Here is a 19,998-nt window from a genome sequence, read left to right as displayed (position 1 = left end):
CGCCGATTGTCCGCCCGGTTCGTCGCAGATTGACGGCCTTTGGCTGTGCGGGAACACTGCAGGATCGGCCGATCTCCCGAAGCGGCCCATGGAGCACCTGAAGAGCGGATGAGCGAAGCCGGAAACGACCAGCAGACGAAGGCCGCCGGCGCCTACCGCGTGCTCGCGCGCAAATACCGTCCCACCGATTTCAACGCGCTGATCGGCCAGGAGCCGATGGTGCGTACGCTGACCAACGCGTTTTCCTCCGGCCGCATCGCGCAGGCCTGGATGCTGACCGGCGTTCGCGGCGTGGGCAAGACTACCACCGCCCGCATCCTGGCGCGTGCGCTGAATTACAAGACGGCGGAGATCAACCAGCCGTCCGTCGACCTCACCATTCCCGGCGAGCACTGCCAGGCGATCATGGAAGGCCGCCATCCCGACGTGATCGAGATGGACGCCGCCTCGCACACCGGCATCGACGACATCCGCGACATCATCGAACAGGTGCGCTACGCGCCCGTTTCGGCGCGCTACAAGGTCTACATCATCGACGAAGTGCACATGCTCTCCACGCAGGCCTTCAACGGCCTGCTGAAGACGCTGGAAGAGCCGCCGCCGCATGTGAAGTTCATCTTCGCCACCACCGAGATTCGGAAAGTTCCGATTACGGTCTTGTCGCGCTGCCAGCGTTTTGATCTCCGCCGAATCGATGCGGCGGTGGTCAAGGCGGACCTCAAGCGAATCGCGGGCCTTGAAGGGATCGAGGCGGAAGATGCCGCGCTTTCGATGATTGCGCGTGCGGCCGAAGGCTCCATGCGCGACGCGCAATCGATCTTCGACCAGGCGATTGCGCACAGCGCCGGCAATGTCACCGCCGAAGCCGTGCGCGCCATGCTGGGTCTCGCCGACCGCGCCCGCATCGTCGACCTGTTCGAACATGTCATGAAGGGCGACGCCGCATCCGCGCTCATGGGCCTGCGCGCGCTCTATGACGTCGGCGCCGACCCGGTCGCCGTGCTGACCGACCTTGCTGAATTCAATCATCTGGTCACCCGCATGCGCTTCGTGCCCTCGGCCGCCGAGGACGCCTCGCTGAGCGAGGACGAGCGCGTGCGCGGGCTGGAATTTTCGCAGAACCTGTCGATCCGCGTGCTGTCGCGCGCCTGGCAGATGCTGCTCAAGGGCATTCCGGAGGTGCAGTCGTCCAACCGGCCGATCAGCGCTGCCGAGATGGTGCTGATCCGCCTCGCGCATGCCGCCGACCTGCCGACGCTGGACGAGGCGCTGAAGTCGCTGGGCGACGGCGCGCCGGTGTCCAATGGCGGCGGCCCGCGCCCGTCGGGCTCGCCCATGTCTTCGGGTGGATCGGGCAATGGCGCCAGCGCCGTCTCGCAGACCGTGATACAGACCACCAATGGCGGTGGCCAGACCATGCGCCTGGTGGCGAACGAGCCGACGCCGATCGTCTATGCGCCGCCGGTGGTCGAGGAACCGGCAGCCGTGCCGATCAAATCGCTGGCCGACATCACCGCCCTTGCCGACGCCCATCGCGACATGGCGCTGAAGGTGCTGGTCAAGCGCTGCGTGCGGCTGGTCAAGGTCGAGCCGGGCCGGCTCGACGTGAACCTGACCGCAGAGGCGCCCAAGACGCTGCTGAACGATCTGACCGTGAAGCTCAAGGCCTGGACCGGCCGTCACTGGATGGTGGCGCTGTCGCGCGAGGAGGGCGGCCAGACGATCGCCGAGAAGGAAAACGAGCGGCGCGAGAACGCTTTCCTCGATGCAAAGGCCGACCCGACGGTGGCGGCGATCCTCGCCAAGTTTCCGGGCGCCAAGATCATCGACGTGCGCATCCCCGATGCGCCGGAGGTCGAGGAAGCCGATGCCGACATGCCGGCCGAGCTGCCGGTCGAAGACGACGACGAGAACTGACCAACACGAAGGACTACCGATCATGAAGGATCTTCTTGGCCTGATGGGCAAGGCGAAGGAAATGCAGGCCAAGTTCCAGGCCATGCAGGAAGAGGTCGCCACGCTGGAGGCAACCGGCCAGGCCGGCGGCGGGCTGGTGCAGGTGACGCTCTCGGGCAAGTTCGAGATGAAGTCGCTGAAGATCGATCCGTCGCTGTTCAAGGAAGACGAGGTCGAGATCCTCGAGGACCTGATCATCGCCGCCCACAACGACGCCAAGGCGAAGGTCGAGGCCGTGATGCAGGAAAAGACCAAGGCGCTGACCGCCGGTCTGCCGATCCCGCCCGGCATGAAGCTGCCTTTCTGAGGCGATCCGCAAATTCGCTGATATGGTTTCAGGCTAGGTAGCCTGTCTCAAATCCAACCTCTGCTGACAAAGCCGCACGAATTTTCGTGCGGCTTTGTCGCTGTCTGCGCTAAATAAAAGGCATGTCCAAGAGAATCGCCGGCCCCGAAATCGAACGCCTGATCCAACTCCTCGCCAAGGTGCCGGGGCTGGGGCCGCGCTCGGCGCGCCGCGCCGCACTGCACCTGATCAAGAAGAAGGAGCAGCTGATGGAGCCGCTGGCCTCGGCCATGGGCGAGGCAGCGGAGAAGGTGCGCGTCTGCTCCACCTGCGGCAATGTCGACACCGTCGATCCCTGCACGGTCTGCACCGATCCGCGCCGCGACCCGGCGACCGTGATCGTGGTCGAGGAGGTGGCGGATCTCTGGGCGCTGGAACGCGCCGGAGCCATGAATGCGCTCTACCACGTGCTCGGCGGCACGCTCTCGCCGCTCGACGGCGTCGGCCCCGATCAGCTCAACATCAAGCAGCTGGTGCAGCGCGTCTCGGAAGGCGCGATCAAGGAAGTCATCATTGCCGTCAACGCCACCGTCGAGGGGCAGACCACGGCGCATTACCTGACCGACCAGCTTGCCGGCTTGGAGGTGAAGGTGACGCGGCTGGCGCATGGCGTTCCGGTGGGCGGCGAGCTCGACTATCTCGACGAGGGGACGCTTGCCGCGGCGCTGAGATCGCGGACCGCTTTCTGACGCAATTTGCCGGCAAGGGGGGAAGATGAAGCCTGAAACCGCGGTTCTTTCTCCTGCCTCTTTCGGCCTGGTGCGCATGCTGCTCGGCCTGCCGCTGATCCTGTGCCTCGTGCTCGCAGCGGCCCAGTTCGCGACCCGCCCGGCCGCCGCCGCGCAGATCGACGACCAGTTCCGCGCCTGGCTTCAGAATGACCTCTGGCCGGAGGCGAAGGCGCGCGGCATCTCCCAAAAAACCTTCGACGCTGCCTTTGCCGGAATAAAACCCAATCTGAAGCTGCCGGACCTTGTCATGCCGGGCACCAAGCCGACGACGCCGCAGAAGCAGCATCAGGCCGAATTCGGCTCGCCGGGCAATTATTTCGCGCCGCTCGCCACTGTCACCGCCGGTGCGCGTGCGCGCGCTGCGGAAAACGCCAAGACGCTCGCGGCGATCGAAAAGCGCTTTGGCGTGCCGAGCCCGGTGCTGCTGGCGATCTGGGGTCGGGAATCGGGCTTCGGCACGGTAAAAATCCCCTACAATGCCTTCGAGGTGCTGGGCACCAAGGCCTTCATGTCCACCCGCAAGGAGATGTTCCGCACCGAGGTGCTGGCCGCCCTCGAGATCGTCCAGCGGGGGCAGGCGGACATTAAGTCGATGAAGTCGTCCTGGGCCGGCGCGCTCGGCCAGCCGCAGTTCATGCCGTCCAAATATCTGCAGCACGCGGTCGATTTCGACGGCAACGGCCATCCCGACATCTGGAACTCGACGCCGGATACGCTGGCTTCCATCGCCAACTATCTCGTCCACTACGGCTGGGTGAAGGGTCGCGACTGGGGTTTTGAGGTCACCGTGCCGGCAAGCGTTTCCTGCGCGCTCGAAGGGCCGGACAAGGGCAAGAAGATCGCTGACTGGGCGGCGATGGGCATCAAGCGCGTGGGCGGCAAGCCGTTCCCGGCGAGCGAGATGCGCGAGCAAGGCTTTCTGCTGATGCCGGCCGGCCGCAACGGTCCGGCCTTCATCGTCACGCCTAACTTTTACGTGCTCAAGGAGTATAATCAGAGCGACCTCTACGCGCTGTTCATCGCCCATGGCGCCGACCGCATCGCCAATGGCGACAAGCCGTTCGTCGGCGAGTGGGGCAAGGTGGACGAGCTCTACCGCTCCGACATCGCCGCCATGCAGCGCGGGCTGGAGAAGGCAGGCTACGACGTCGGCAGTGCCGACGGCCTGCCGGGCTTCAAGACGCGCCGCTCGATCGGCGACTGGCAGGCCAAGAACGGCCGCGCCGCCACCTGCTTCCCGGACAAGGGGCTGGTCGAGGCGATGCGGTAGCCATTTTACTCCCTCGGGGAGAGGAGACGCGGGGCGTAGCAAGCGGGGCATATGTGATGTCCCTGCCCGTAGAGGCGGGGTACGCGGCCTCAAGCCGCCTTCGACAATTGACTGTGCACGTCGGCGAGGATCTCGAACGAGCGCACGCGCGCGGCGTGGTCGAAGATCTGCGCCGTGACCATCAACTCGTCGGCGCCGGTGCGGGCGATGAAGGCCTCCAGTCCGCGCTTCACCGTCTCGGGCGAGCCGACGATGGCGCAGGACAGCGCCTGCGCCAGCATCGCGCGTGCCGTCGGCTCAAGCTCCCTGTCGTAGCCCTCGACAGGCGGCGGCAGCGGGCCGGGATGGCCGGTGCGCAGGTTGACGAAGGCCTGCTGCAGCGAGCTGAACAGGAGCCTTGCCTCGGCATCGGTCTCGGCCGCGAATACGTTCAGGCCCAGCATCACATGGGGCTTGTCGAGGCGCTCGGAGGGCTGGAAGCGCGAGCGATAGACGGCGATCGCGTTTTCCAGCTCGGCCGGCGCGAAATGCGAGGCGAAGGCGTAGGGCAGGCCGAGTATGGCTGCAAGCTGTGCGCCGTAGAGGCTGGAGCCCAAAATCCACACCCTCACGTCCTGGCCTTCGCCCGGCACTGCGCGCAGGCGCTGGCCCGGCTCGGCGGGGGCGAAGTAGTTCATGAGCTCGACCACGTCCTGCGGGAAGCTGTCGGCGCCCGCCTCGAGGTTGCGGCGGAGCGCACGGGCGGTCAGCATGTCGGTGCCGGGCGCGCGGCCGAGGCCCAGGTCGATGCGGCCGGGGTGGAGGGCGGCCAGCGTGCCGAACTGCTCGGCGATCACCAGCGGTGCGTGGTTGGGCAGCATGATGCCGCCGGCGCCGACGCGGATGGTTCTGGTGCCCGCCGCGACATGGGCGATGACGACGGAAGTGGCGGCGCTGGCAATGCCGGCCATGTTGTGGTGCTCGGCCAGCCAGTAGCGCTTATAGCCGAGGCGCTCGGCGTGGCGGGCGAGGTCGAGCGTGTTGGCCAGCGACTGCGAGGCGGTGCCGCCTTCGGTGATCGGCGACAGGTCGAGAACGGAAAGCGGTATCATGGCGGGTTCCCCGGGACAGGCACGATGCCCGGATATAGGAATGGCTGTGCGCTTCGCAAAGGTAGCGCTGGCGGCTGGTCCGACCGTTCGGCGGTCGTGCCCTATTTCGCGGGCACGCGCTCTTTCTCGTCTTCCTCGTCATTTTCGATGGCCTGCTCGGCGGCAAGGAAGTTGCCGACATGGCGCAGGCTTTCGAAGTGGTCGCAGAACACCTTGATGACCACCAGAAGCGGCACCGCAATCAGCGCGCCGACGAAGCCCCACAACCACGACCAGAAGGCGACGGCCACGAAGATCGAGACCGCGTTGATTTCCAGCCGCCGCCCGACGATCGTCGGGGTGACGAACTGGCCCTCGACGATGTAGCAGCCGATCGCCACCAGCGGCGCGAGCATCGCGTAGGACAGGCTGTCGAACGAGACGATGGCGATCACCGTCACCAGCGCGATGTTCATGGCCGCGCCGATATAGGGCAGGTAGTTGAGCAGCGCCACCGTAACGCCCCAGACGAAGGGCGTTGGCATGCCGATGACCCACATGCCGAACCCGACGACGGTGCCCAGCCCGATGTTGATGATCGTCACCGTCAGCAGGTAGTGCGAGATTTCCCGCTCGATGTCGTAGACGATGCGCAGTGCACGCTTCTTCTCGCTGAGCCGGGTGAAGGACTGCACGATCTTCTGGTAGAACAGCGTGCCCGAGGCGAGCAGGAACAGCGATAGCACGAAGGTGATCGCCGGCGCGGTGCCTACCGAGAGGATGTTGCTGGCAGCCTGCGAGATGATGCCCGGTTGGGCAATCACCACCCTTTGCACGCCGGGCTCCTGCCCGCTTTCGGCGACGTGCTCGACCTGCAGCGAGATGTTGATCATTTTCTCGAAGGGCTGGCGCAGTTTGGCCAGCCGTTCGGTGAGCTGGTTGCCGATAGCGGGGGCGTCGTCGATGAGCTTGATGACCGGGCCGCTGAGCAGGTAGCCGGCGGTGCCGACGATGATCATCGCTATGATGACCAGGATGGTTGCCGACACCGGTTCGGGAATGCCGCGTTTGCGCAGGAAGCGAACGATGGGAGTGAGGATCATCGCCAGCAGGCAGGCCAGGATGACCGGCATGAAGAAATCGCGCCCGAAATAGAGCGCATAGGTCGCCAACAATGTGAAGATGCCGATAAGCAGCGAGCGTATGAGCCTGATGTCGGATGCGGTTTGCGTCGCGTCCGGCACCTCGGTGTCGGCCTGACTGCCGGCCATGGTGCACTCCGCCACAAAATGCCGCGCGGCCTCAGCGCCGCGCGAGCTATGGCCGCAAAATGCAGCGGGGCGGAGAAGGTTCCGTTTTCAGCCGGCCGCCAGCGTGTGCTCCCTGGAAGCCGCCTCGCGGCGCACGAGCGGAGCGACCCTGGTGCCGAACAGCTCGATCGCCTTCATGACCTTGGCATGGGGCAGCGTGCCGATTGCCATCTGCAGCAGGAAACGGTCGTTCCTGAACAGCTTGTGGGTGGCGATCATCTTCTCGGCCACCTGCTCGGGATTGCCGACGAACAGCGCGCCGCGCGGGCCGCGCGCCTGATTGAAATGCGCCCGGCTGGTGGGGCCCCAGCCGCGCTCGCGGCCGATGCGGTCCATGACCTCGGCCTGCGGGGCGTAGAAATCGTCGGCGGCCTGCTCGGTGGTTTCGGCGACGAAGCCGTGCACATTGAGGCTTGTGGCGAGGCTCGACGGATCGTGGCCGGCGCGGCTGGCGGCCTGCCGGTAGAGATCGAACAGCGGCGCGAAGCGGGCCGGTTCGCCGCCGATGATGGCAAGCGCCAGCGGCAGGCCGAGCGTGCCGGCCCGGGCAACCGAGGTTGGCGTGCCGCCCACCGCGATCCAGATCGGCAGCTTGTCCTGATAGGGGCGCGGATAGACGCCGCGGTCGTGGATGGCGGGGCGCAGCTCGCCCGACCAGGTGATGCGCTCGCTCTCGCGCAGCTTCAGGAGCAGATCGAGCTTTTCCTCGAAGAGCTGGTCGTAGTCCTCGAGCCTGTAGCCGAACAGCGGGAAGGACTCGATGAAGGAGCCGCGCCCGGCCATGATCTCGGCGCGGCCGCCCGAGATGAGGTCGAGCGTGGCGAATTGCTGGAAGACGCGCACCGGATCGTCCGACGACAGCACCGTGACCGCGCTGGTGAGCTTTATGCGCTTGGTGTGTTCGGCGGCGGCCGCCAGCGCGACAGCGGGGGCGGAGGCCGCATAGTCGGGGCGGTGATGCTCGCCCAGGCCGAACACATCGAGCCCGACCTGGTCGGCAAGCTCGATCTCCTCCATCAGGTCGCGCAGGCGCTGATAAGGAGCGACGGCGCCCGGGCCCGGCACCGGGCTGACATCCGCGAAAGTGTAGAGACCGATTTCCATGGCTGTCCTCGAGACCGTTTTGACTAGAGGTAGCTATGCGCCGGCCTTGGCGCCAGATGCCCGGAAAGGAACAATCATCGTCGCATTTGCTGCGACAAACCGTTCCCTCAGGGCAACAACTGCGGCTTGCATGGCCGGAATGCTGAATTGGCGCTTGAACTCTTGGCGCTGCTGCGTATTTAAACGGCTCGGAATTATAGGAAAATTGAAGGCGAAAATTGGCAATCTATAGGGAAAAGGACTTCCACGAGCGGCGCAACGCCGCAAACGAGGCAAAGAAGGCTCTCCTCGACAGGTTCAAGGCAAGGCCGGCGGAAGACGATCCGGAGGTTTTGGCTCGCAAGGCGGAACGCCAGGCCATCCTTGAGGCGCGGGCAATCCGCGAAGCAGAGAAGGCCCGCATCAAGCAGGAAAAGCTTGCCCGCGAAGCCGCCGAGAAGGCCGCACGCGAGGCCGCCGAAGCCGAAGCGCGCAGGATAGCCGAAGAGGCTGCTGCTGCAGAGGCCAAGGCCCGCGAAAGCGAGGAGAACGAGCGCATTGCTCGAGTGCTTGCGGACGAAGCCGAGCGCAAGGCAAAGCGCGACGCGCGCTATGCCGCCCGCAAGGCACGCAGCGGACGCATGCCGCCGCCGCCGCGGCCGTAACGCACGACGCAAGCTCGCCGGGTTCTCATATCCTGCGCATCGAACCTTCCGGCTTCCGCCGCGAGGTTCTGCGCGGGCGCGCTATTTCTTGTCCTTCAGTCTGAGCGCATGCACGGGCTGTAGCGACGCTGGCGCGACCGCGACTGCCCGCTTCTTGGCGTCCTTCTTCGGTTTCCGGGGTTCCTTGTTGCTGCGTAGTTGACCCTTGGCCATGGCACGCTCCTCCGAAACGGGAGCGTAGTGAAGCAACGGATTGCCTCGAGGGCAAGGGCGACTATCCGGCAAGACGCGGGCTGAGCGGCCGCGGCGGGAAAAATCCGGGATCTCACTAGCCTGCGTCGTCGTCCATCACCATCAGCCGCAGCTGCCCGGTCTTCGAATCGGCCATGCGCTGCGTGGCAGCCTCCTTGCGAGAGGGCGGATTGGCCTGCTCTCCGCTGGTGGCGGTTTCGTCGCCAAGCTCCAGCGTCTCGATCTTCGCGCCGCGCCGGGTGATCTTGCCAGTGGAGACGAGGATATCGTCGATGTCCTTCGCGGTCTGGCCGAAATGGCCCTGCAGCTTGCGCACGCGCTCGTCGAGCCGTGACACGTCCTCCATCAGACGGATGACCTCGCCCTGGATCAGGTGTGCCTGCTCGCGCATGCGCGCGTCCTTCAGGATTGCCTGGATGACCTGGATCGACAGCATCAGCAGCGAGGGCGATACGATAACCACGCGCGCCTTGTGCGCCCGGTGCACCAGCGCCTCGAAATTCTCGTGGATCTCGCTGAACACCGATTCGGAGGGCACGAACATGAAGGCCGTGTCCTGTGTCTCGCCGCTGATCAGGTATTTTTCCGAGATGTCGCGGATGTGGATCTCGACATCGCGGCGGAAGGCCTGGGCGGCAAGCTTCTGCGCGTCCGGACCTTCGGCGGCGCGGATGGCGTTCCAGGCTTCGAGCGGAAACTTGGCGTCGATGACCAGCGACGGCGCGCCATTGGGCATCCGCACCAGGCAGTCCGGCCGGTTGCCGTTCGACAATGTCGCCTGGAACTCATAGGCGCCATGCGGCAGGCCGTCGGCGACGATCGCCTCCATGCGCGACTGGCCGAAGGCGCCGCGCGTCTGCTTGTTGGAGAGGATCGCCTGCAGCTGCACCACCTGGCCGGCCAGCGACTGGATGTTGTTCTGCGCCGTATCGATGACGGCAAGCCGCTCCTGCAGCTTGGCCAGGCTTTCGTGGGTCGATTTCGTCTGCTCGCTCATGGTCTGGCCCAGGCGGCCGGTCATGGCGTCGAGCCTCTGGCTTAGCGACTGGGTGAGCTCGGCCTGCCGGGCGCCGAACAGCTCGGCCATGGCACCCATGCGGCCCTGCATCTCGGCCTGCGCCTGCAGGATCGCGCCCATGCGCATCTCGGCCTCGATCGCGGCAACCGCCCGCGAGCGGGAAGAGCGGATAAGCGCGACCGAGAACAGGCCGAGCAGGATGATCAGCAAAAGCCCCGCGAGCATCATCATCTGGCCCAGCGAGACGGCGCTGGCGCCGAGCCGCAGGGCCGGTTGCGAAAGGAGGGCTGGCAGATCGCTCATTCGCGCAAGATACGCGATTCGGCAGCAGAGAAAAGATCAAAGCAAGAACATTGTAGCGCGAACAGTTGACGCTTTTCGTGCGACGTCTTAGGTGAAGCGCATGACGATAAAGCCGCTGATCATCCTTCCCGATCCTGTCCTGCGCCAGCTCTCCAAGCCTGTGGAGCGGGTGGACGACGAGCTGCGCAAGCTGGCCGACGACATGCTGGAAACGATGTACGACGCGCCTGGCATCGGCCTGGCGGCGATCCAGATCGGTATTCCGTTGCGCATGCTGGTAATCGACCTATCCAAGGAAGGCGAGGAGAAGGCGCCGATGGTGGTGGTAAACCCCGAGATCGTGCACAGCGCGGACGAGCGCTCGGTCTACGAGGAAGGCTGCCTGTCGATCCCGGATTACTATGCCGAGGTCGAGCGCCCGGCCAGTGTGCGCGCGAAATTCCTCGACCGCGACGGCAAGCAGCAGGAGATCACCGCCGAGGGGCTGCTGGCCACCTGCCTGCAGCACGAGATCGACCACCTCAACGGGGTGCTGTTCATCGACCATATCTCCAAGCTCAAGCGCGACATGGTGATGCGCAAGTTCAAGAAGCTTGCCAAGGACCGCCCGCCGAGCCGCATGGTGGGGTGAACCCCGGGCTTTGAGCCTGTTTCGGTTGTAGATTGCGCGCTGGCAGCATAGCTGATATCGTCGATATCAAGCTATGGAGGCGCATGTGAGTGATCTGTTGATCAGAAACATGCCGGACGCCTTGAAAGCCGATCTGGCAAAGAAGGCCGAGCAGAACGGCCGTAGTCTCTCTGAGGAAGCGAAAGCGCGCCTGCGGAAGAGTCTCCTCGAAGACGCCAATGCCGAGACCCGACCCAGGCAAAATGCCTATGATGCGATCAGAAGCATCTTCATCGAAGCGGACGCGCTGATGAGCGATGAGGAGCACGCCGAGTTCATGCGTGCAATCGAGGACGGCCGGAGGGATACGGGCCGGCCCGTTCCAGAATTCGAATGATCGTCCTCGACACGAATATCGTGTCCGAGGTTTCGCACGAGCGGTCTGACCCTGCAGTTGTGGCGTGGCTCAGGGCGCAGGATGAAGCCGAGCTTTGTCTTTGCATCCCGGTCGTTGCCGAACTGTCCTTTGGTGCGGAACGCTTCATGCTGCGAAACGGTAATCGAAAGCACCTGATTGCGTTCGAACGGCTCGTTCAGGAGCGCTTTCGCAATCGGATCTTGCCGATGGATGTGATTGCCGCGTCAAAATACGGCGAGGTATACGCGGCGCGTGAAGCAGCGGGTCGACCAATCGGGATCATGGACGCCATGATCGCCGCCATCTGCCTCGTAAACGACGCCACGCTCGCCACACGCAATGTCCGCGACTTCGATGGACTTGACCTGAAGCTCGTAAACCCGTTTGAAGCGGGTGAGTGACCGGCGCGCGGCGATGCGCGCCGACTGACAACAGCCGGATTGGGACAAGAATGCCGCTTCGCGTCATCTTCATGGGTACGCCGGATTTTTCCGTGCCGGTGCTGGCCGCCATCGCGGCGGCCGGGCATGAGGTGGCTTGCGTCTACACCCAGCCGCCGCGCCCGGCCGGCCGGCGCGGGCTGGAACTGACGCCATCGCCGGTGCAGCGCGAAGCCGAGAGGCTGGGCATCGAGGTGCGCACGCCGCTGTCGCTGAAGGGCGAGGCCGAGCAGGAGGCGTTTCGCGCGCTTGGCGCGGATGTAGCCGTGGTGGTGGCCTACGGGCTGCTTCTGCCGAAGCCCATCCTCGAAGGCACGAGGCTCGGCTGCTACAACGGCCACGCCTCGCTTCTGCCGCGCTGGCGCGGCGCAGCCCCCATCCAGCGCGCCATCATGGCCGGCGACCGCGAGACCGGCATGATGGTCATGAAAATGGATGTCGGGCTCGACACCGGCCCGGTGGCGCTGACGGCGAAGGTGGAGATCGGCCCCGACATGACGGCCGGCGAGTTGCACGACCGGCTCATGGAAACCGGCGCCGCGCTGATGGTCGAGGCGCTGGCGAAGCTGGAGCGGGGCGACCTGCCCCTGACCGCCCAGCCCGAGGACGGCGTGGTCTACGCCAAGAAGATCGACAAGGCCGAGACCCGCATCGAGTGGGCACGGCCGGCGCCGGAAGTGCACAACCACATTCGCGGCCTGTCGCCTTTCCCCGGCGCCTGGTGCGAGGTGACGATCGGCGGCAAGGCCGAGCGGCTGAAGGTGCTGCGCACGACGCTGGGCGAGGGCACCGGCGCGCCTGGCGAGATTCTGGACGAGCATCTCGCGGTTGCCTGCGGCGAGGGTGCCGTGCGCCTGCTGGAAGTGCAGCGCGCCGGCGGTAAAGTCATTTCAGGGGAGGAGTTTTTGCGCGGGGCCAAGCTCGACAAGGGAGGAACACTGTCATGAGTGGCGTGAGCGTCAGACAGGCTCTGCCGGAGGACCGCAAGGCGATCTTTGGCGTCGAGGAGCGCGCCTTCGGCCGCAAGCACGAGGCCGACCTGGTCGAGCGCGTGGTGGCCGACGGCGAGCAGCTGCTGGAACTCGTTGCCGAGAAGGACGGCCGCATCGTCGGGCATGTCCTGTTTTCGCGGCTGCTGGTCGATCCCGACGGCAAGCCTTTCGCCGCGGTTTCGCTGGCGCCGCTGGCCGTGGACCCGGATTATCAGGGGCAGGGCGTGGGCAGCGCGCTGGTGCGGCGCGGGCACGAGATCTTGCAGGAGCGCGGCGAGAAGCTCTCCATCGTGGTGGGCGATCCGGCCTATTACGGCCGCTTCGGCTATGCCCGCGCGGGCGCGGAAAAATTCAAGAGCGACTATCAGGGCGACGCCATGCAGGCACTTTATTGGGGCGAGGCCCCGTCCAGCGGCCAGCTGGCCCATCCCCGCGCCTTTGCCGGTTGGTGACGATCAGTGCCGCGCTATCGCCTCGACATCGAATATGACGGAACCGCCTATGCCGGCTGGCAGCGCCAGGACGGCCCGGCCACCGTGCAGGGCGCCATCGAGCTGGCCATCAAGGGCTTTTCGGGCCAGGAAGTGACGCTGCGCGGCGCCGGCCGCACCGACGCAGGCGTGCATGCCAGCGGCCAGGTCGGCCATGTCGATCTGGAGAAGCCCTGGCGCGACGACACGGTGCGCGATGCGGTGAACGCGCATCTGCAGATGGCGGGCGAGGCGGTGTCGATCCTGGCCGCGTGCGCGGTGCCGGAGGATTTCGACGCCCGCTTCTCTGCCACCGGGCGGCAATATCTCTACCGCATCCTCAACCGCCGCGCGCCGGCCGCACTCGAGGCGAAGCGGGTCTGGCTGGTGCAGAAGCGGCTGGACGTCGAGGCCATGCACGAGGCAGCGCAGGTGCTGGTCGGCCGGCACGACTTCACCACTTTCCGCTCCCAGCAGTGCCAGGCGGCGAGCCCGATACGCACGCTCGACCGCTTCGACGTGGCGCGCAATGGCGACCTCATCGAAATCCATGCCGCTGCCCGCTCCTTCCTGCACAACCAGGTGCGCTCCATGGTGGGCACCATCAAGCGGGTGGGCGAGGGAGCCTGGACGCCGCAGGACGTGAGGGATGCGCTGGAGGCCAAGGACAGGGCCGCTTGCGGCTCGGTGGCGCCGCCCTATGGGCTTTACCTGACCAAGGTCGACTATCCCGAAACGTTGATGCCTAGCGCCGACTGAAGCGTAAACAGCACGAAGATCGAGGCGGCGAACATTCCGCCGAACACGGCGCTGCCGATGGCGGGGCCGCGGGCGATGACAATCGTGGTCAGGCGCCAGGTCAGCACCATCGACAGGCCGAACAGGCCGAACGAGACCAGCAGGAAAAGCGAGGAGTCGGACGACACGACCAGTCGGAGCAGCGCGGCCGGCAGCACCAGCCAGGACAGGATCGCCGACGCCCAGTTGACGGCGACGACATATTGCACGAAGCGGTCGCGGATGCCGGCCAGCGGCGCGACGAAGGCGAGCCCGATCAGGGGCAGGACCCAGGCGCCCAGATCGGCCACACCCAGACGCAGGAAATAGGAGAACTGGCTGGTCGGCGCCAGCGGGTCGGCGCCGAGCTCCTTGGCCCATCCGGCCCAGTCGACGAATAGCGGCGGCAACGCGAGGACGATGGCGAAGAACGAGTTCCAGAAGCCGTCAGCCGAAACATCGAGCAGCGCCAGCCCGTCGCGCCGGCCCGTCATCAGCCGCCAGGCGCCGACCAGATATCGCTGGATGTCGTCGGCGGGCGGCATGTGTCAGCCTCGTTCGAACCAGTCCCGGATGAAACGTTCGTAGATATCGGTCAGTGTCTCGAGGTCGGCAACCGCCACACGCTCGTCGACCATGTGCATCGTCTTGCCGACCAGACCGAACTCGACCACCGGGCAGTGGTCCTTGATGAAGCGGGCGTCCGACGTGCCGCCGGAGGTCGACAGCGCCGGCTTGCGGCCGGTGATGGCCTCGACCGAGCCGCTCAGCGTCTCGATCAGCTTCTCGTCGCGGGTGAGGAAGACGTGGCTCGGCCCGTCGCGCCAGACGAGTTCGAAGTCGATCGGCTCCTTGCGGGCCTTGCGGTATTTCTTGCGCTTGGCTGCGACGTCGAGCCGGTTGTGGATCTCGGCCTGGATGGTCTCGGCCGTCCAGCTGTCGTTGAAGCGGATGTTGAAGCTGGCCGTCGCCTTGGCCGGAATGACGTTGGTAGCCGGGTTGCCGACGTCGATCGAGGTCACTTCGAGATTGGTCGGCTGGAAATCCTTCGTGCCCTCGTCGAAGTCGGGCACCAGCAGCGCGTCGACCAGGGTCATCAGGCCGCGCACCGGATTGTCGGCCAGATGCGGATAGGCGGCGTGACCCTGGCGGCCATTGACCGTGATGGTGCCGGACAGCGAGCCGCGGCGGCCGATCTTGATCATGTCGCCGAGCGTATCGGGATTGGTCGGCTCGCCGACGATGGAGGCGTCCCAATTCTCGCCCTTGCCGGCGGCCCAGTCGAGCAGCTTGGTGGTGCCGTTGATGGCGGGGCCTTCCTCGTCGCCGGTGATCAGCAGCGAGACCGAGCCCTTCGGGTTGCCGTGCTTCTCGACGTAGCGGGCAAGCGCTGCCACGAAGCAGGCGATGCCGCCCTTCATGTCGACGGCGCCACGTCCGTACATCTCGCCATTGTCGACGGTCGCCGAGAACGGCGGGTGCTTCCAGGCGGCCTCGTCGCCCACCGGCACAACGTCGGTGTGCCCGGCAAACATCAGGTGCGGGCCGTTTCCGGAGAGCCGCGCATAGAGGTTTTCGATGTCGGGCGTGCCGTCCTCGGAAAAGACCGGCCGCTCGACCGTGAAGCCGAGCGGCCTCAGCATGGCTTCGAGCGCGGTCAGTGCGCCGCCCTCGGCGGGCGTCACGGAGGGGCAGCGGATCAGGGCGGCGAGGTTTTCGGCGGGGTCTTTGGGAAGCATCATGGCCAGAGGGATAGTCGAAAGCAGGGCGGCTGTCACGGGAGATGACGCACCGGGGGATTGGTCCATCGAAGCCTTGTCGGGCGGACAGCCCCGGCGCGAACTTCGGTGCGAGCCCTTGCCGCCCAATGCCCCAAAGCGCAAGACGGATTTTTCCCTAACGCGGCTTTTCCGTCGCGACCCTGCCGGTAGTTCGTCTATAGTCGGTGCCCGTTCCGGCGCTGGCGGGGCTGGTGATTGGGCGGCTGCGGCGTTCCAGCCGCGCGCAGCGCCTATGCAGTGCTGGTGGGGCTGGGCGCGCATCTGGCCCTGCAGCGGAGCTGATTCGACGAGAAGGCAGATATGATTTCGACCATCACCACCATCGGCTTCGACGCCGACGACACGCTGTGGCAGAACGAGCAGTTCTTCCGCCAGACGGAGAAGCATTTCGCCACGCTGCTGGCCGAACATGCCGGGGGCCACGACATTGAGGCCCGCCTGCTGGAAGCCGAAAGGCGCAACCTTGCTCACTATGGCTTCGGCATCAAGGGCTTTACCCTTTCGATGATCGAGACGGCGCTGGAGCTCAGCGGCGGCAAGGTGCCGCCCAACGTGATTCGCGAGATCCTCGATGTCGGCCGCGAAATGCTCAGCCATCCGGTCGAGACGCTGCCGCATGTGCGCGAGACGCTGGAGGAATTGGCCGGCGCCTATCGTCTGGTTCTCATCACCAAGGGCGACCTGTTCGACCAGGAGCGCAAGCTGGCGCAATCAGGGCTGGGCGAACTGTTCGACGCGGTGGAAATCGTCAGCGACAAGACCGCGGCCACCTATCAGCGCATCTTCACCTGCCACGGCGACGGGCCGGGCCGCAGCATGATGGTGGGCAATTCGCTCAAGTCAGACGTTGTGCCGGCGATTCAAGCCGGGGGCTGGGGCGTCTATGTCCCGCACGACCTGACCTGGGTGCTGGAGCACGCCGACGAGCCGACGGCGGCGCCGCGCTTCCGGCGGCTTGAGCATTTGGGCGAGCTTTCCGCCCTGATCGAGCGGCTGGGCCGCGAAGGCTGATCAGCCGACGCGCGCAAGCCATGTTCGGCCTGGTCCAGGAATTGTGATCGGCGGGTTGCGGCCCTACTGTGCCGAGTTTGTGTCTCTTCCGTACCGGTTGCGCCCGGGGTCGCCCGGAAACAGGCACAGCGCCACGAAGGCGACGAGCGACACCACCGGGATGAACAGCGCCACCGCCATGATGCCGGGCTTGCCCATGTCGTGCAGGCGTTTCACCGCCGCCGCGACATGGGACCAGAGGAAGACGATGAAGGTCATGCCGAACACGGCCGACCAGGCCTGGGCGGCCGTGCTTTCGGCTGGCACCCGCATGAACTGGTAGAGCGGAAACGAAACCACCACCAGCATGAACAGGAATGCCAGCACGAAGGCCGCCCGGCCGAGCCGGCCGGTGAAGCGGAAGAACAACCAGATAAGCTCGTTTTTGTCAGGCAAGAGGGTCCGGTCCGTATTGGTTGGGGCTTCTGGCCCCTTCGAGAATGCCGAGTTCGACCAGAATCCACACCGCGCCGATGAACGGCACAAGTCCGATCAGGCTCCACCAGCCCGACTTGCCCCGGTCATGCCAGCGCTTGGCATAGAGCGCCAGCCCCAAATAGATCGAGATAATGAACACGATAAGGCCGATCACGCCGACGGATTCTTCGCCGATGCCGGTTCCGAAGATGGAATCGAGTATGCGCGCAACGATCGCAACGACGACCAGCACACCTATGCCCGCCCAGAACTTGGCGCGGTTGATGCGGCCTTCCCAACTCGTGAACAGATATTTCCAGTTCATTTTCCCCTCCCTTGTTGAGGCGCGCCACCGGCGCGCCTGCGGAAGGTGCTTCGAATTCCGTGAAAGATCAATCTCTCAGCAGTTCGTTGATGGAGGTCTTGGAGCGGGTCTGGGCGTCGACGCGCTTGACGATCACGGCGCAGTAGAGGCTGGGGCCCGGCTCGCCGTTCGGCAGCGGCTTGCCCGGTAGCGAGCCGGCGACGACGACGGAGTTGGCCGGCACCTCGCCATAGGTGATCTCGCCGGTTGCCCGGTCGACGATCTTGGTCGACTTTCCGATGAACACGCCCATGCCCAGCACCGAGCCTTCACGCACGATGCAGCCCTCGACGACCTCGGAACGGGCGCCGATGAAGCAGTTGTCCTCGATGATGGTGGGGCCGGCCTGCATCGGCTCCAGCACGCCGCCGATGCCGACGCCGCCGGACAGATGCACGTTCTTGCCGATCTGGGCGCAGGAGCCGACCGAGGCCCAGGTGTCCACCATGGTGCCGGAATCGACATAGGCGCCGAGATTGACGAAGGACGGCATCAGGATCGCGCCGGGCGCGACATAGGCCGAGCGGCGCACGACGCAGGACGGCACGGCACGGAAGCCGGCCTTGTCGAAGTCGACCGCGCTCCAGCCGGCGAATTTCGACGGCACCTTGTCCCACCAGGTCGAGTCGCCGGGGCCGCCCTTGACGATCTCCATCGGGTTGATGCGGAACGACAGCAGCACGGCCTTCTTCAGCCACTGGTTGACCTTCCAGGCGCCGTCCTCCTGGCGCTGGGCGACGCGGGCGACGCCACGGTCGAGCAGGTCAAGCGCGGTCTCGATCGCCTCGCGCACCTCGCCGCGCGTCGCGGTGGTGATCGCCTCGCGTTCGTCGAACGCCTTTTCGATTGTGGCTTCGAGGCTGGCGAGATCGGCTTTCGTCATGAAGTTGCTCCATTACACGTGCTGTTAAGGCCCGAGCCTTAGGCTGTTTTTTAAATCGCGGGGACCCTATGTCAGGGCTTACGAGGGGTCAATCACAGGAGCGCCGTGGGACGGCGCTACAGCAGAAAATTTGGACAGGACAAGCAAATGAATCCGATGGAAAAGGCGGGCTGGACGCCGCTGCCGCACTCGACCGAGGACCTGGCAAGGGCCAAGGCCGTACCGGACACGCCGCAGACGCGCGCCGACACCTATCGGCTGGCCTGGGACGACGAGGACTTCATGACGCGTCGTGAGTTGCGCGCCGTTCGGCTGCAGCTCGAACTCCTCAAGCCGGAGATGATCCTGGCCGAGCGCGGCATCCGCTCGACGGTGATCCTGTTCGGCGGCGCGCGCATCCCCGAGCCCGGCGGCGAGGCCTGGGCGGCCAAGGACGAGACCCAGAAGCGCAACCTCGAGAAGAACAGCAAATATTATGAGGAGGCGCGCAAGTTCGCGCAGATCTGCTCGCTTCATTCCGCCGCCTCCTACTACCGCGAGTTCGTGGTGGTGACCGGTGGCGGCCCCGGCGTGATGGAGGCAGGAAACCGCGGCGCGGCCGATGTCGGCGCGCCCTCGATCGGGCTCAACATCGTGCTGCCGCACGAGCAGGCTCCCAACGCCTACATCACCCCCGAGCTGTGCTTCAACTTCCACTATTTTGCCGTGCGCAAGATGCATTTCGTCATGCGCGCCAAGGCCGTGGCGGTGTTTCCGGGCGGCTTCGGCACCATGGACGAGCTGTTCGAGACGCTGACGCTGATCCAGACCGGGCGCATGGAGAGGGTGCCGGTGATTCTCTTCGGCAAGGAGTTCTGGGAGCGGGCGATCGACCTCAACTATCTGGCCGAGCAGGGCACGATCACGCCGGGCGACCAGGACATCATCGACTTCGTCGAGACCGCCGACGAGGCGTGGGACATCATCAGCCGCTTCTACAAGCTTCGGGTGCACGCACGGGGGTAGTGCCGGCCGCGCTGGGGCGGGGCCTGTCAAAATGGCAGGAGCCGGCACCGGAGCACGGGCCGGCCTGACCTCCGGCGTGGTAAGATTACGCGGACGGTCGTGATGGTTGCCGCGCTTCGGTGCGTCGACCGTCCCGCTCTCGCGGTTGCTGCCCTGGATGCAAGAGGAGAAGACCATGCGCCGAGTTCTATTGCCGCTCACCGCGGCCTGCGTGCTGACGGGCATATCGATCGTGACCGCCCATGCTTCCCGTGAAGAGGTCGGGTCCGTCCAGAAGAGCGGTGGCCCGCCGGCCCTGACCATCGTTGCCGAGAATGGCGGCGGCCACGAACAGGCCGGGCACGACGCGGCTGTCGCCGCCGGCGATCTGGAGATCAGCGATGCCTGGGCGCGCGCCATGCTGCCCGCCCAGCCGACCGGCGGCGCCTATCTGACCATAACCAACAAGGGCAAGGCGGCGGACAAGCTGCTTGGGGTGTCATCGCCTGTGGCCGGCAAGGCGGAGATCCACATGATGAAGATGGATGACCACGTCATGGTCATGCGACCGGTCCAGGGCGGGCTGGAGATCCCGGCCGGCGAGACTGTCGAGCTGAAGCCGGGCGGCTACCACGTGATGTTCATGGGCGTGAAGGAGGCCTTCAAGGAAGGCACCACTGTGCCGGTCACGCTGGAGTTTGAGCATGCCGGCAAAGTCGAGCTGTCGCTGCCGGTGAAGTCCGCGGCGGGCGGCCAGGACCATTCCAGCCACTGACGTGCGATGCGAGGTCGCGCGCAGGGGCGCAAC

General features: G+C 65.6%; 24 protein-coding genes. 14 read left to right on the top strand and 10 right to left on the bottom strand.

Annotated features, from left to right (window positions below):
* Positions 1-108: 108 nt before the first annotated feature.
* From ABLE85_RS07935 to ABLE85_RS07920, 4 genes are all read left to right on the top strand, one after another.
* Positions 109-1,917: a DNA polymerase III subunit gamma/tau gene (locus tag ABLE85_RS07935; protein WP_348792178.1), complete on the top strand. Its 1,809-nt coding sequence runs from the start codon at positions 109-111 to the stop codon at positions 1,915-1,917.
* A gap of 22 nt (positions 1,918-1,939) precedes the next feature.
* Positions 1,940-2,263 (top strand): YbaB/EbfC family nucleoid-associated protein, encoded by a 324-nt coding sequence (locus ABLE85_RS07930; protein WP_348792177.1) that lies wholly within the window; start codon positions 1,940-1,942, stop codon positions 2,261-2,263.
* 122 nt (positions 2,264-2,385) lie between these two features.
* Positions 2,386-2,991 carry a recombination mediator RecR gene (gene recR / locus ABLE85_RS07925; RefSeq protein WP_348792176.1) on the top strand — a complete coding sequence of 202 codons (606 nt, stop codon included), beginning with the start codon at positions 2,386-2,388 and terminating at the stop codon, positions 2,989-2,991.
* 76 nt (positions 2,992-3,067) lie between these two features.
* Positions 3,068-4,303 (top strand): lytic murein transglycosylase, encoded by a 1,236-nt coding sequence (locus ABLE85_RS07920; RefSeq protein ID WP_348792487.1) that lies wholly within the window; start codon positions 3,068-3,070, stop codon positions 4,301-4,303.
* Between the two features lie 89 nt (positions 4,304-4,392).
* Here ABLE85_RS07920 and ABLE85_RS07915 read toward each other — a convergent pair whose 3' ends face one another.
* The 3 genes from ABLE85_RS07915 to ABLE85_RS07905 all read right to left on the bottom strand — a co-directional run bounded on the left by ABLE85_RS07915 (position 4,393) and on the right by ABLE85_RS07905 (position 7,787).
* Positions 4,393-5,394, bottom strand: a complete 1,002-nt coding sequence (locus ABLE85_RS07915) for an LLM class flavin-dependent oxidoreductase (RefSeq protein WP_348792175.1) — start codon at positions 5,392-5,394, stop codon at positions 4,393-4,395.
* A 101-nt stretch (positions 5,395-5,495) separates the two neighbouring features.
* Positions 5,496-6,644: an AI-2E family transporter gene (locus ABLE85_RS07910; RefSeq protein WP_348792174.1), complete on the bottom strand. Its 1,149-nt coding sequence runs from the start codon at positions 6,642-6,644 to the stop codon at positions 5,496-5,498.
* Positions 6,645-6,731: 87 nt separating this feature from the next.
* Positions 6,732-7,787 carry an LLM class flavin-dependent oxidoreductase gene (locus ABLE85_RS07905; RefSeq protein ID WP_348792173.1) on the bottom strand — a complete coding sequence of 352 codons (1,056 nt, stop codon included), beginning with the start codon at positions 7,785-7,787 and terminating at the stop codon, positions 6,732-6,734.
* Positions 7,788-8,005: 218 nt separating this feature from the next.
* Here ABLE85_RS07905 and ABLE85_RS07900 point away from each other — a divergent pair, with 218 nt between their 5' ends.
* The gene (locus tag ABLE85_RS07900; RefSeq protein ID WP_348792172.1) at positions 8,006-8,431 is read left to right on the top strand and encodes a DUF6481 family protein; all 426 of its coding nucleotides are present in this window, start codon (positions 8,006-8,008) and stop codon (positions 8,429-8,431) included.
* An 81-nt stretch (positions 8,432-8,512) separates the two neighbouring features.
* Here ABLE85_RS07900 and ABLE85_RS07895 read toward each other — a convergent pair whose 3' ends face one another.
* Together ABLE85_RS07895 and ABLE85_RS07890 are read right to left on the bottom strand one after the other, a co-directional pair.
* A complete protein-coding gene (locus ABLE85_RS07895) occupies positions 8,513-8,644 on the bottom strand; it encodes a hypothetical protein (protein ID WP_348792171.1) in 132 nt (43 codons plus the stop codon).
* 115 nt (positions 8,645-8,759) lie between these two features.
* Complete coding sequence (locus ABLE85_RS07890; protein ID WP_348792170.1) at positions 8,760-10,004, bottom strand: DNA recombination protein RmuC; 1,245 nt, start codon at positions 10,002-10,004, stop codon at positions 8,760-8,762.
* Positions 10,005-10,104: 100 nt separating this feature from the next.
* Here ABLE85_RS07890 and def point away from each other — a divergent pair, with 100 nt between their 5' ends.
* The 6 genes from def to truA all read left to right on the top strand — a co-directional run bounded on the left by def (position 10,105) and on the right by truA (position 13,693).
* Positions 10,105-10,635 carry a peptide deformylase gene (def, locus tag ABLE85_RS07885; protein ID WP_348792169.1) on the top strand — a complete coding sequence of 177 codons (531 nt, stop codon included), beginning with the start codon at positions 10,105-10,107 and terminating at the stop codon, positions 10,633-10,635.
* Positions 10,636-10,720: 85 nt separating this feature from the next.
* Positions 10,721-11,011, top strand: a complete 291-nt coding sequence (locus ABLE85_RS07880; protein WP_348792168.1) for a TraY domain-containing protein — start codon at positions 10,721-10,723, stop codon at positions 11,009-11,011.
* Positions 11,008-11,433, top strand: a complete 426-nt coding sequence (locus ABLE85_RS07875; RefSeq protein WP_348792167.1) for a type II toxin-antitoxin system VapC family toxin — start codon at positions 11,008-11,010, stop codon at positions 11,431-11,433. Before ABLE85_RS07880 ends, ABLE85_RS07875 begins: the two co-directional genes overlap by 4 nt.
* Before the next feature lie 50 nt (positions 11,434-11,483).
* Positions 11,484-12,419, top strand: coding sequence for a methionyl-tRNA formyltransferase (gene fmt / locus ABLE85_RS07870; protein WP_348792166.1), 936 nt, complete (start codon positions 11,484-11,486; stop codon positions 12,417-12,419).
* Positions 12,416-12,916, top strand: a complete 501-nt coding sequence (locus ABLE85_RS07865) for an N-acetyltransferase (RefSeq protein WP_348792165.1) — start codon at positions 12,416-12,418, stop codon at positions 12,914-12,916. The genes fmt and ABLE85_RS07865 overlap by 4 nt, the downstream gene beginning before the upstream one ends.
* A 6-nt stretch (positions 12,917-12,922) precedes the next feature.
* A complete protein-coding gene (gene truA / locus ABLE85_RS07860; RefSeq protein WP_348792164.1) occupies positions 12,923-13,693 on the top strand; it encodes a tRNA pseudouridine(38-40) synthase TruA in 771 nt (256 codons plus the stop codon).
* Here the strand turns inward: truA and ABLE85_RS07855 are convergent.
* Together ABLE85_RS07855 and dapE are read right to left on the bottom strand one after the other, a co-directional pair.
* Positions 13,660-14,256, bottom strand: a complete 597-nt coding sequence (locus tag ABLE85_RS07855) for a transporter (protein WP_348792163.1) — start codon at positions 14,254-14,256, stop codon at positions 13,660-13,662. The two genes, truA and ABLE85_RS07855, sit on opposite strands and share 34 nt — an antisense overlap.
* 3 nt (positions 14,257-14,259) lie before the next feature.
* Positions 14,260-15,453 (bottom strand): succinyl-diaminopimelate desuccinylase, encoded by a 1,194-nt coding sequence (dapE, locus tag ABLE85_RS07850; protein WP_348792162.1) that lies wholly within the window; start codon positions 15,451-15,453, stop codon positions 14,260-14,262.
* Between the two features lie 342 nt (positions 15,454-15,795).
* On the opposite strand from dapE, the gene ABLE85_RS07845 reads away from it, so the two are divergent.
* On the top strand, positions 15,796-16,503 hold the full coding sequence (locus tag ABLE85_RS07845; protein ID WP_348792486.1) for an HAD family hydrolase: 708 nt from the start codon (positions 15,796-15,798) through the stop codon (positions 16,501-16,503).
* 63 nt (positions 16,504-16,566) lie between these two features.
* Here the strand turns inward: ABLE85_RS07845 and ABLE85_RS07840 are convergent, their stop codons facing one another.
* From ABLE85_RS07840 to dapD, 3 genes are all read right to left on the bottom strand, one after another.
* Positions 16,567-16,938 carry a DUF805 domain-containing protein gene (locus ABLE85_RS07840; protein WP_348792161.1) on the bottom strand — a complete coding sequence of 124 codons (372 nt, stop codon included), beginning with the start codon at positions 16,936-16,938 and terminating at the stop codon, positions 16,567-16,569.
* Positions 16,931-17,284 (bottom strand): DUF805 domain-containing protein, encoded by a 354-nt coding sequence (locus tag ABLE85_RS07835; RefSeq protein WP_348792160.1) that lies wholly within the window; start codon positions 17,282-17,284, stop codon positions 16,931-16,933. The genes ABLE85_RS07840 and ABLE85_RS07835 overlap by 8 nt, the downstream gene beginning before the upstream one ends.
* 67 nt (positions 17,285-17,351) lie before the next feature.
* On the bottom strand, positions 17,352-18,206 hold the full coding sequence (dapD, locus tag ABLE85_RS07830) for a 2,3,4,5-tetrahydropyridine-2,6-dicarboxylate N-succinyltransferase (RefSeq protein WP_348792159.1): 855 nt from the start codon (positions 18,204-18,206) through the stop codon (positions 17,352-17,354).
* Between the two features lie 147 nt (positions 18,207-18,353).
* Between dapD and ABLE85_RS07825 the strand changes: the two genes are divergently transcribed.
* Both ABLE85_RS07825 and ABLE85_RS07820 read left to right on the top strand, forming a co-directional pair.
* Positions 18,354-19,211: an LOG family protein gene (locus tag ABLE85_RS07825; protein ID WP_348792158.1), complete on the top strand. Its 858-nt coding sequence runs from the start codon at positions 18,354-18,356 to the stop codon at positions 19,209-19,211.
* 175 nt (positions 19,212-19,386) lie between these two features.
* A complete protein-coding gene (locus ABLE85_RS07820; protein ID WP_348792157.1) occupies positions 19,387-19,965 on the top strand; it encodes a copper chaperone PCu(A)C in 579 nt (192 codons plus the stop codon).
* Positions 19,966-19,998: the final 33 nt, after the last annotated feature.

Source organism: Mesorhizobium sp. KR1-2, assembly GCF_040045035.1.
Lineage (GTDB): Bacteria > Pseudomonadota > Alphaproteobacteria > Rhizobiales > Rhizobiaceae > Pseudaminobacter.
This window is presented reverse-complemented; position numbering and strand designations above follow the sequence as displayed.

Excerpts from the sequence above, each read along its gene's own strand:
- ABLE85_RS07915 (WP_348792175.1), bottom strand. The coding sequence starts at position 5,394 with ATGATACCGCTTTCCGTTCTCGACCTGTCGCCGATCACCGAAGGCGGC.
- ABLE85_RS07895 (WP_348792171.1), bottom strand. The coding sequence starts at position 8,644 with ATGGCCAAGGGTCAACTACGCAGCAACAAGGAACCCCGGAAACCGAAG.
- ABLE85_RS07935 (WP_348792178.1), top strand. The coding sequence starts at position 109 with ATGAGCGAAGCCGGAAACGACCAGCAGACGAAGGCCGCCGGCGCCTAC.
- def (WP_348792169.1), top strand. The coding sequence starts at position 10,105 with ATGACGATAAAGCCGCTGATCATCCTTCCCGATCCTGTCCTGCGCCAG.
- dapE (WP_348792162.1), bottom strand. The coding sequence starts at position 15,453 with ATGATGCTTCCCAAAGACCCCGCCGAAAACCTCGCCGCCCTGATCCGC.
- ABLE85_RS07865 (WP_348792165.1), top strand. The coding sequence starts at position 12,416 with ATGAGTGGCGTGAGCGTCAGACAGGCTCTGCCGGAGGACCGCAAGGCG.
- ABLE85_RS07825 (WP_348792158.1), top strand. The coding sequence starts at position 18,354 with ATGAATCCGATGGAAAAGGCGGGCTGGACGCCGCTGCCGCACTCGACC.
- ABLE85_RS07855 (WP_348792163.1), bottom strand. The coding sequence starts at position 14,256 with ATGCCGCCCGCCGACGACATCCAGCGATATCTGGTCGGCGCCTGGCGG.
- dapD (WP_348792159.1), bottom strand. The coding sequence starts at position 18,206 with ATGACGAAAGCCGATCTCGCCAGCCTCGAAGCCACAATCGAAAAGGCG.
- ABLE85_RS07930 (WP_348792177.1), top strand. The coding sequence starts at position 1,940 with ATGAAGGATCTTCTTGGCCTGATGGGCAAGGCGAAGGAAATGCAGGCC.
- recR (WP_348792176.1), top strand. The coding sequence starts at position 2,386 with ATGTCCAAGAGAATCGCCGGCCCCGAAATCGAACGCCTGATCCAACTC.
- ABLE85_RS07820 (WP_348792157.1), top strand. The coding sequence starts at position 19,387 with ATGCGCCGAGTTCTATTGCCGCTCACCGCGGCCTGCGTGCTGACGGGC.
- fmt (WP_348792166.1), top strand. The coding sequence starts at position 11,484 with ATGCCGCTTCGCGTCATCTTCATGGGTACGCCGGATTTTTCCGTGCCG.
- ABLE85_RS07835 (WP_348792160.1), bottom strand. The coding sequence starts at position 17,284 with ATGAACTGGAAATATCTGTTCACGAGTTGGGAAGGCCGCATCAACCGC.
- ABLE85_RS07920 (WP_348792487.1), top strand. The coding sequence starts at position 3,068 with ATGCTGCTCGGCCTGCCGCTGATCCTGTGCCTCGTGCTCGCAGCGGCC.
- ABLE85_RS07890 (WP_348792170.1), bottom strand. The coding sequence starts at position 10,004 with ATGAGCGATCTGCCAGCCCTCCTTTCGCAACCGGCCCTGCGGCTCGGC.
- ABLE85_RS07910 (WP_348792174.1), bottom strand. The coding sequence starts at position 6,644 with ATGGCCGGCAGTCAGGCCGACACCGAGGTGCCGGACGCGACGCAAACC.
- ABLE85_RS07875 (WP_348792167.1), top strand. The coding sequence starts at position 11,008 with ATGATCGTCCTCGACACGAATATCGTGTCCGAGGTTTCGCACGAGCGG.
- ABLE85_RS07905 (WP_348792173.1), bottom strand. The coding sequence starts at position 7,787 with ATGGAAATCGGTCTCTACACTTTCGCGGATGTCAGCCCGGTGCCGGGC.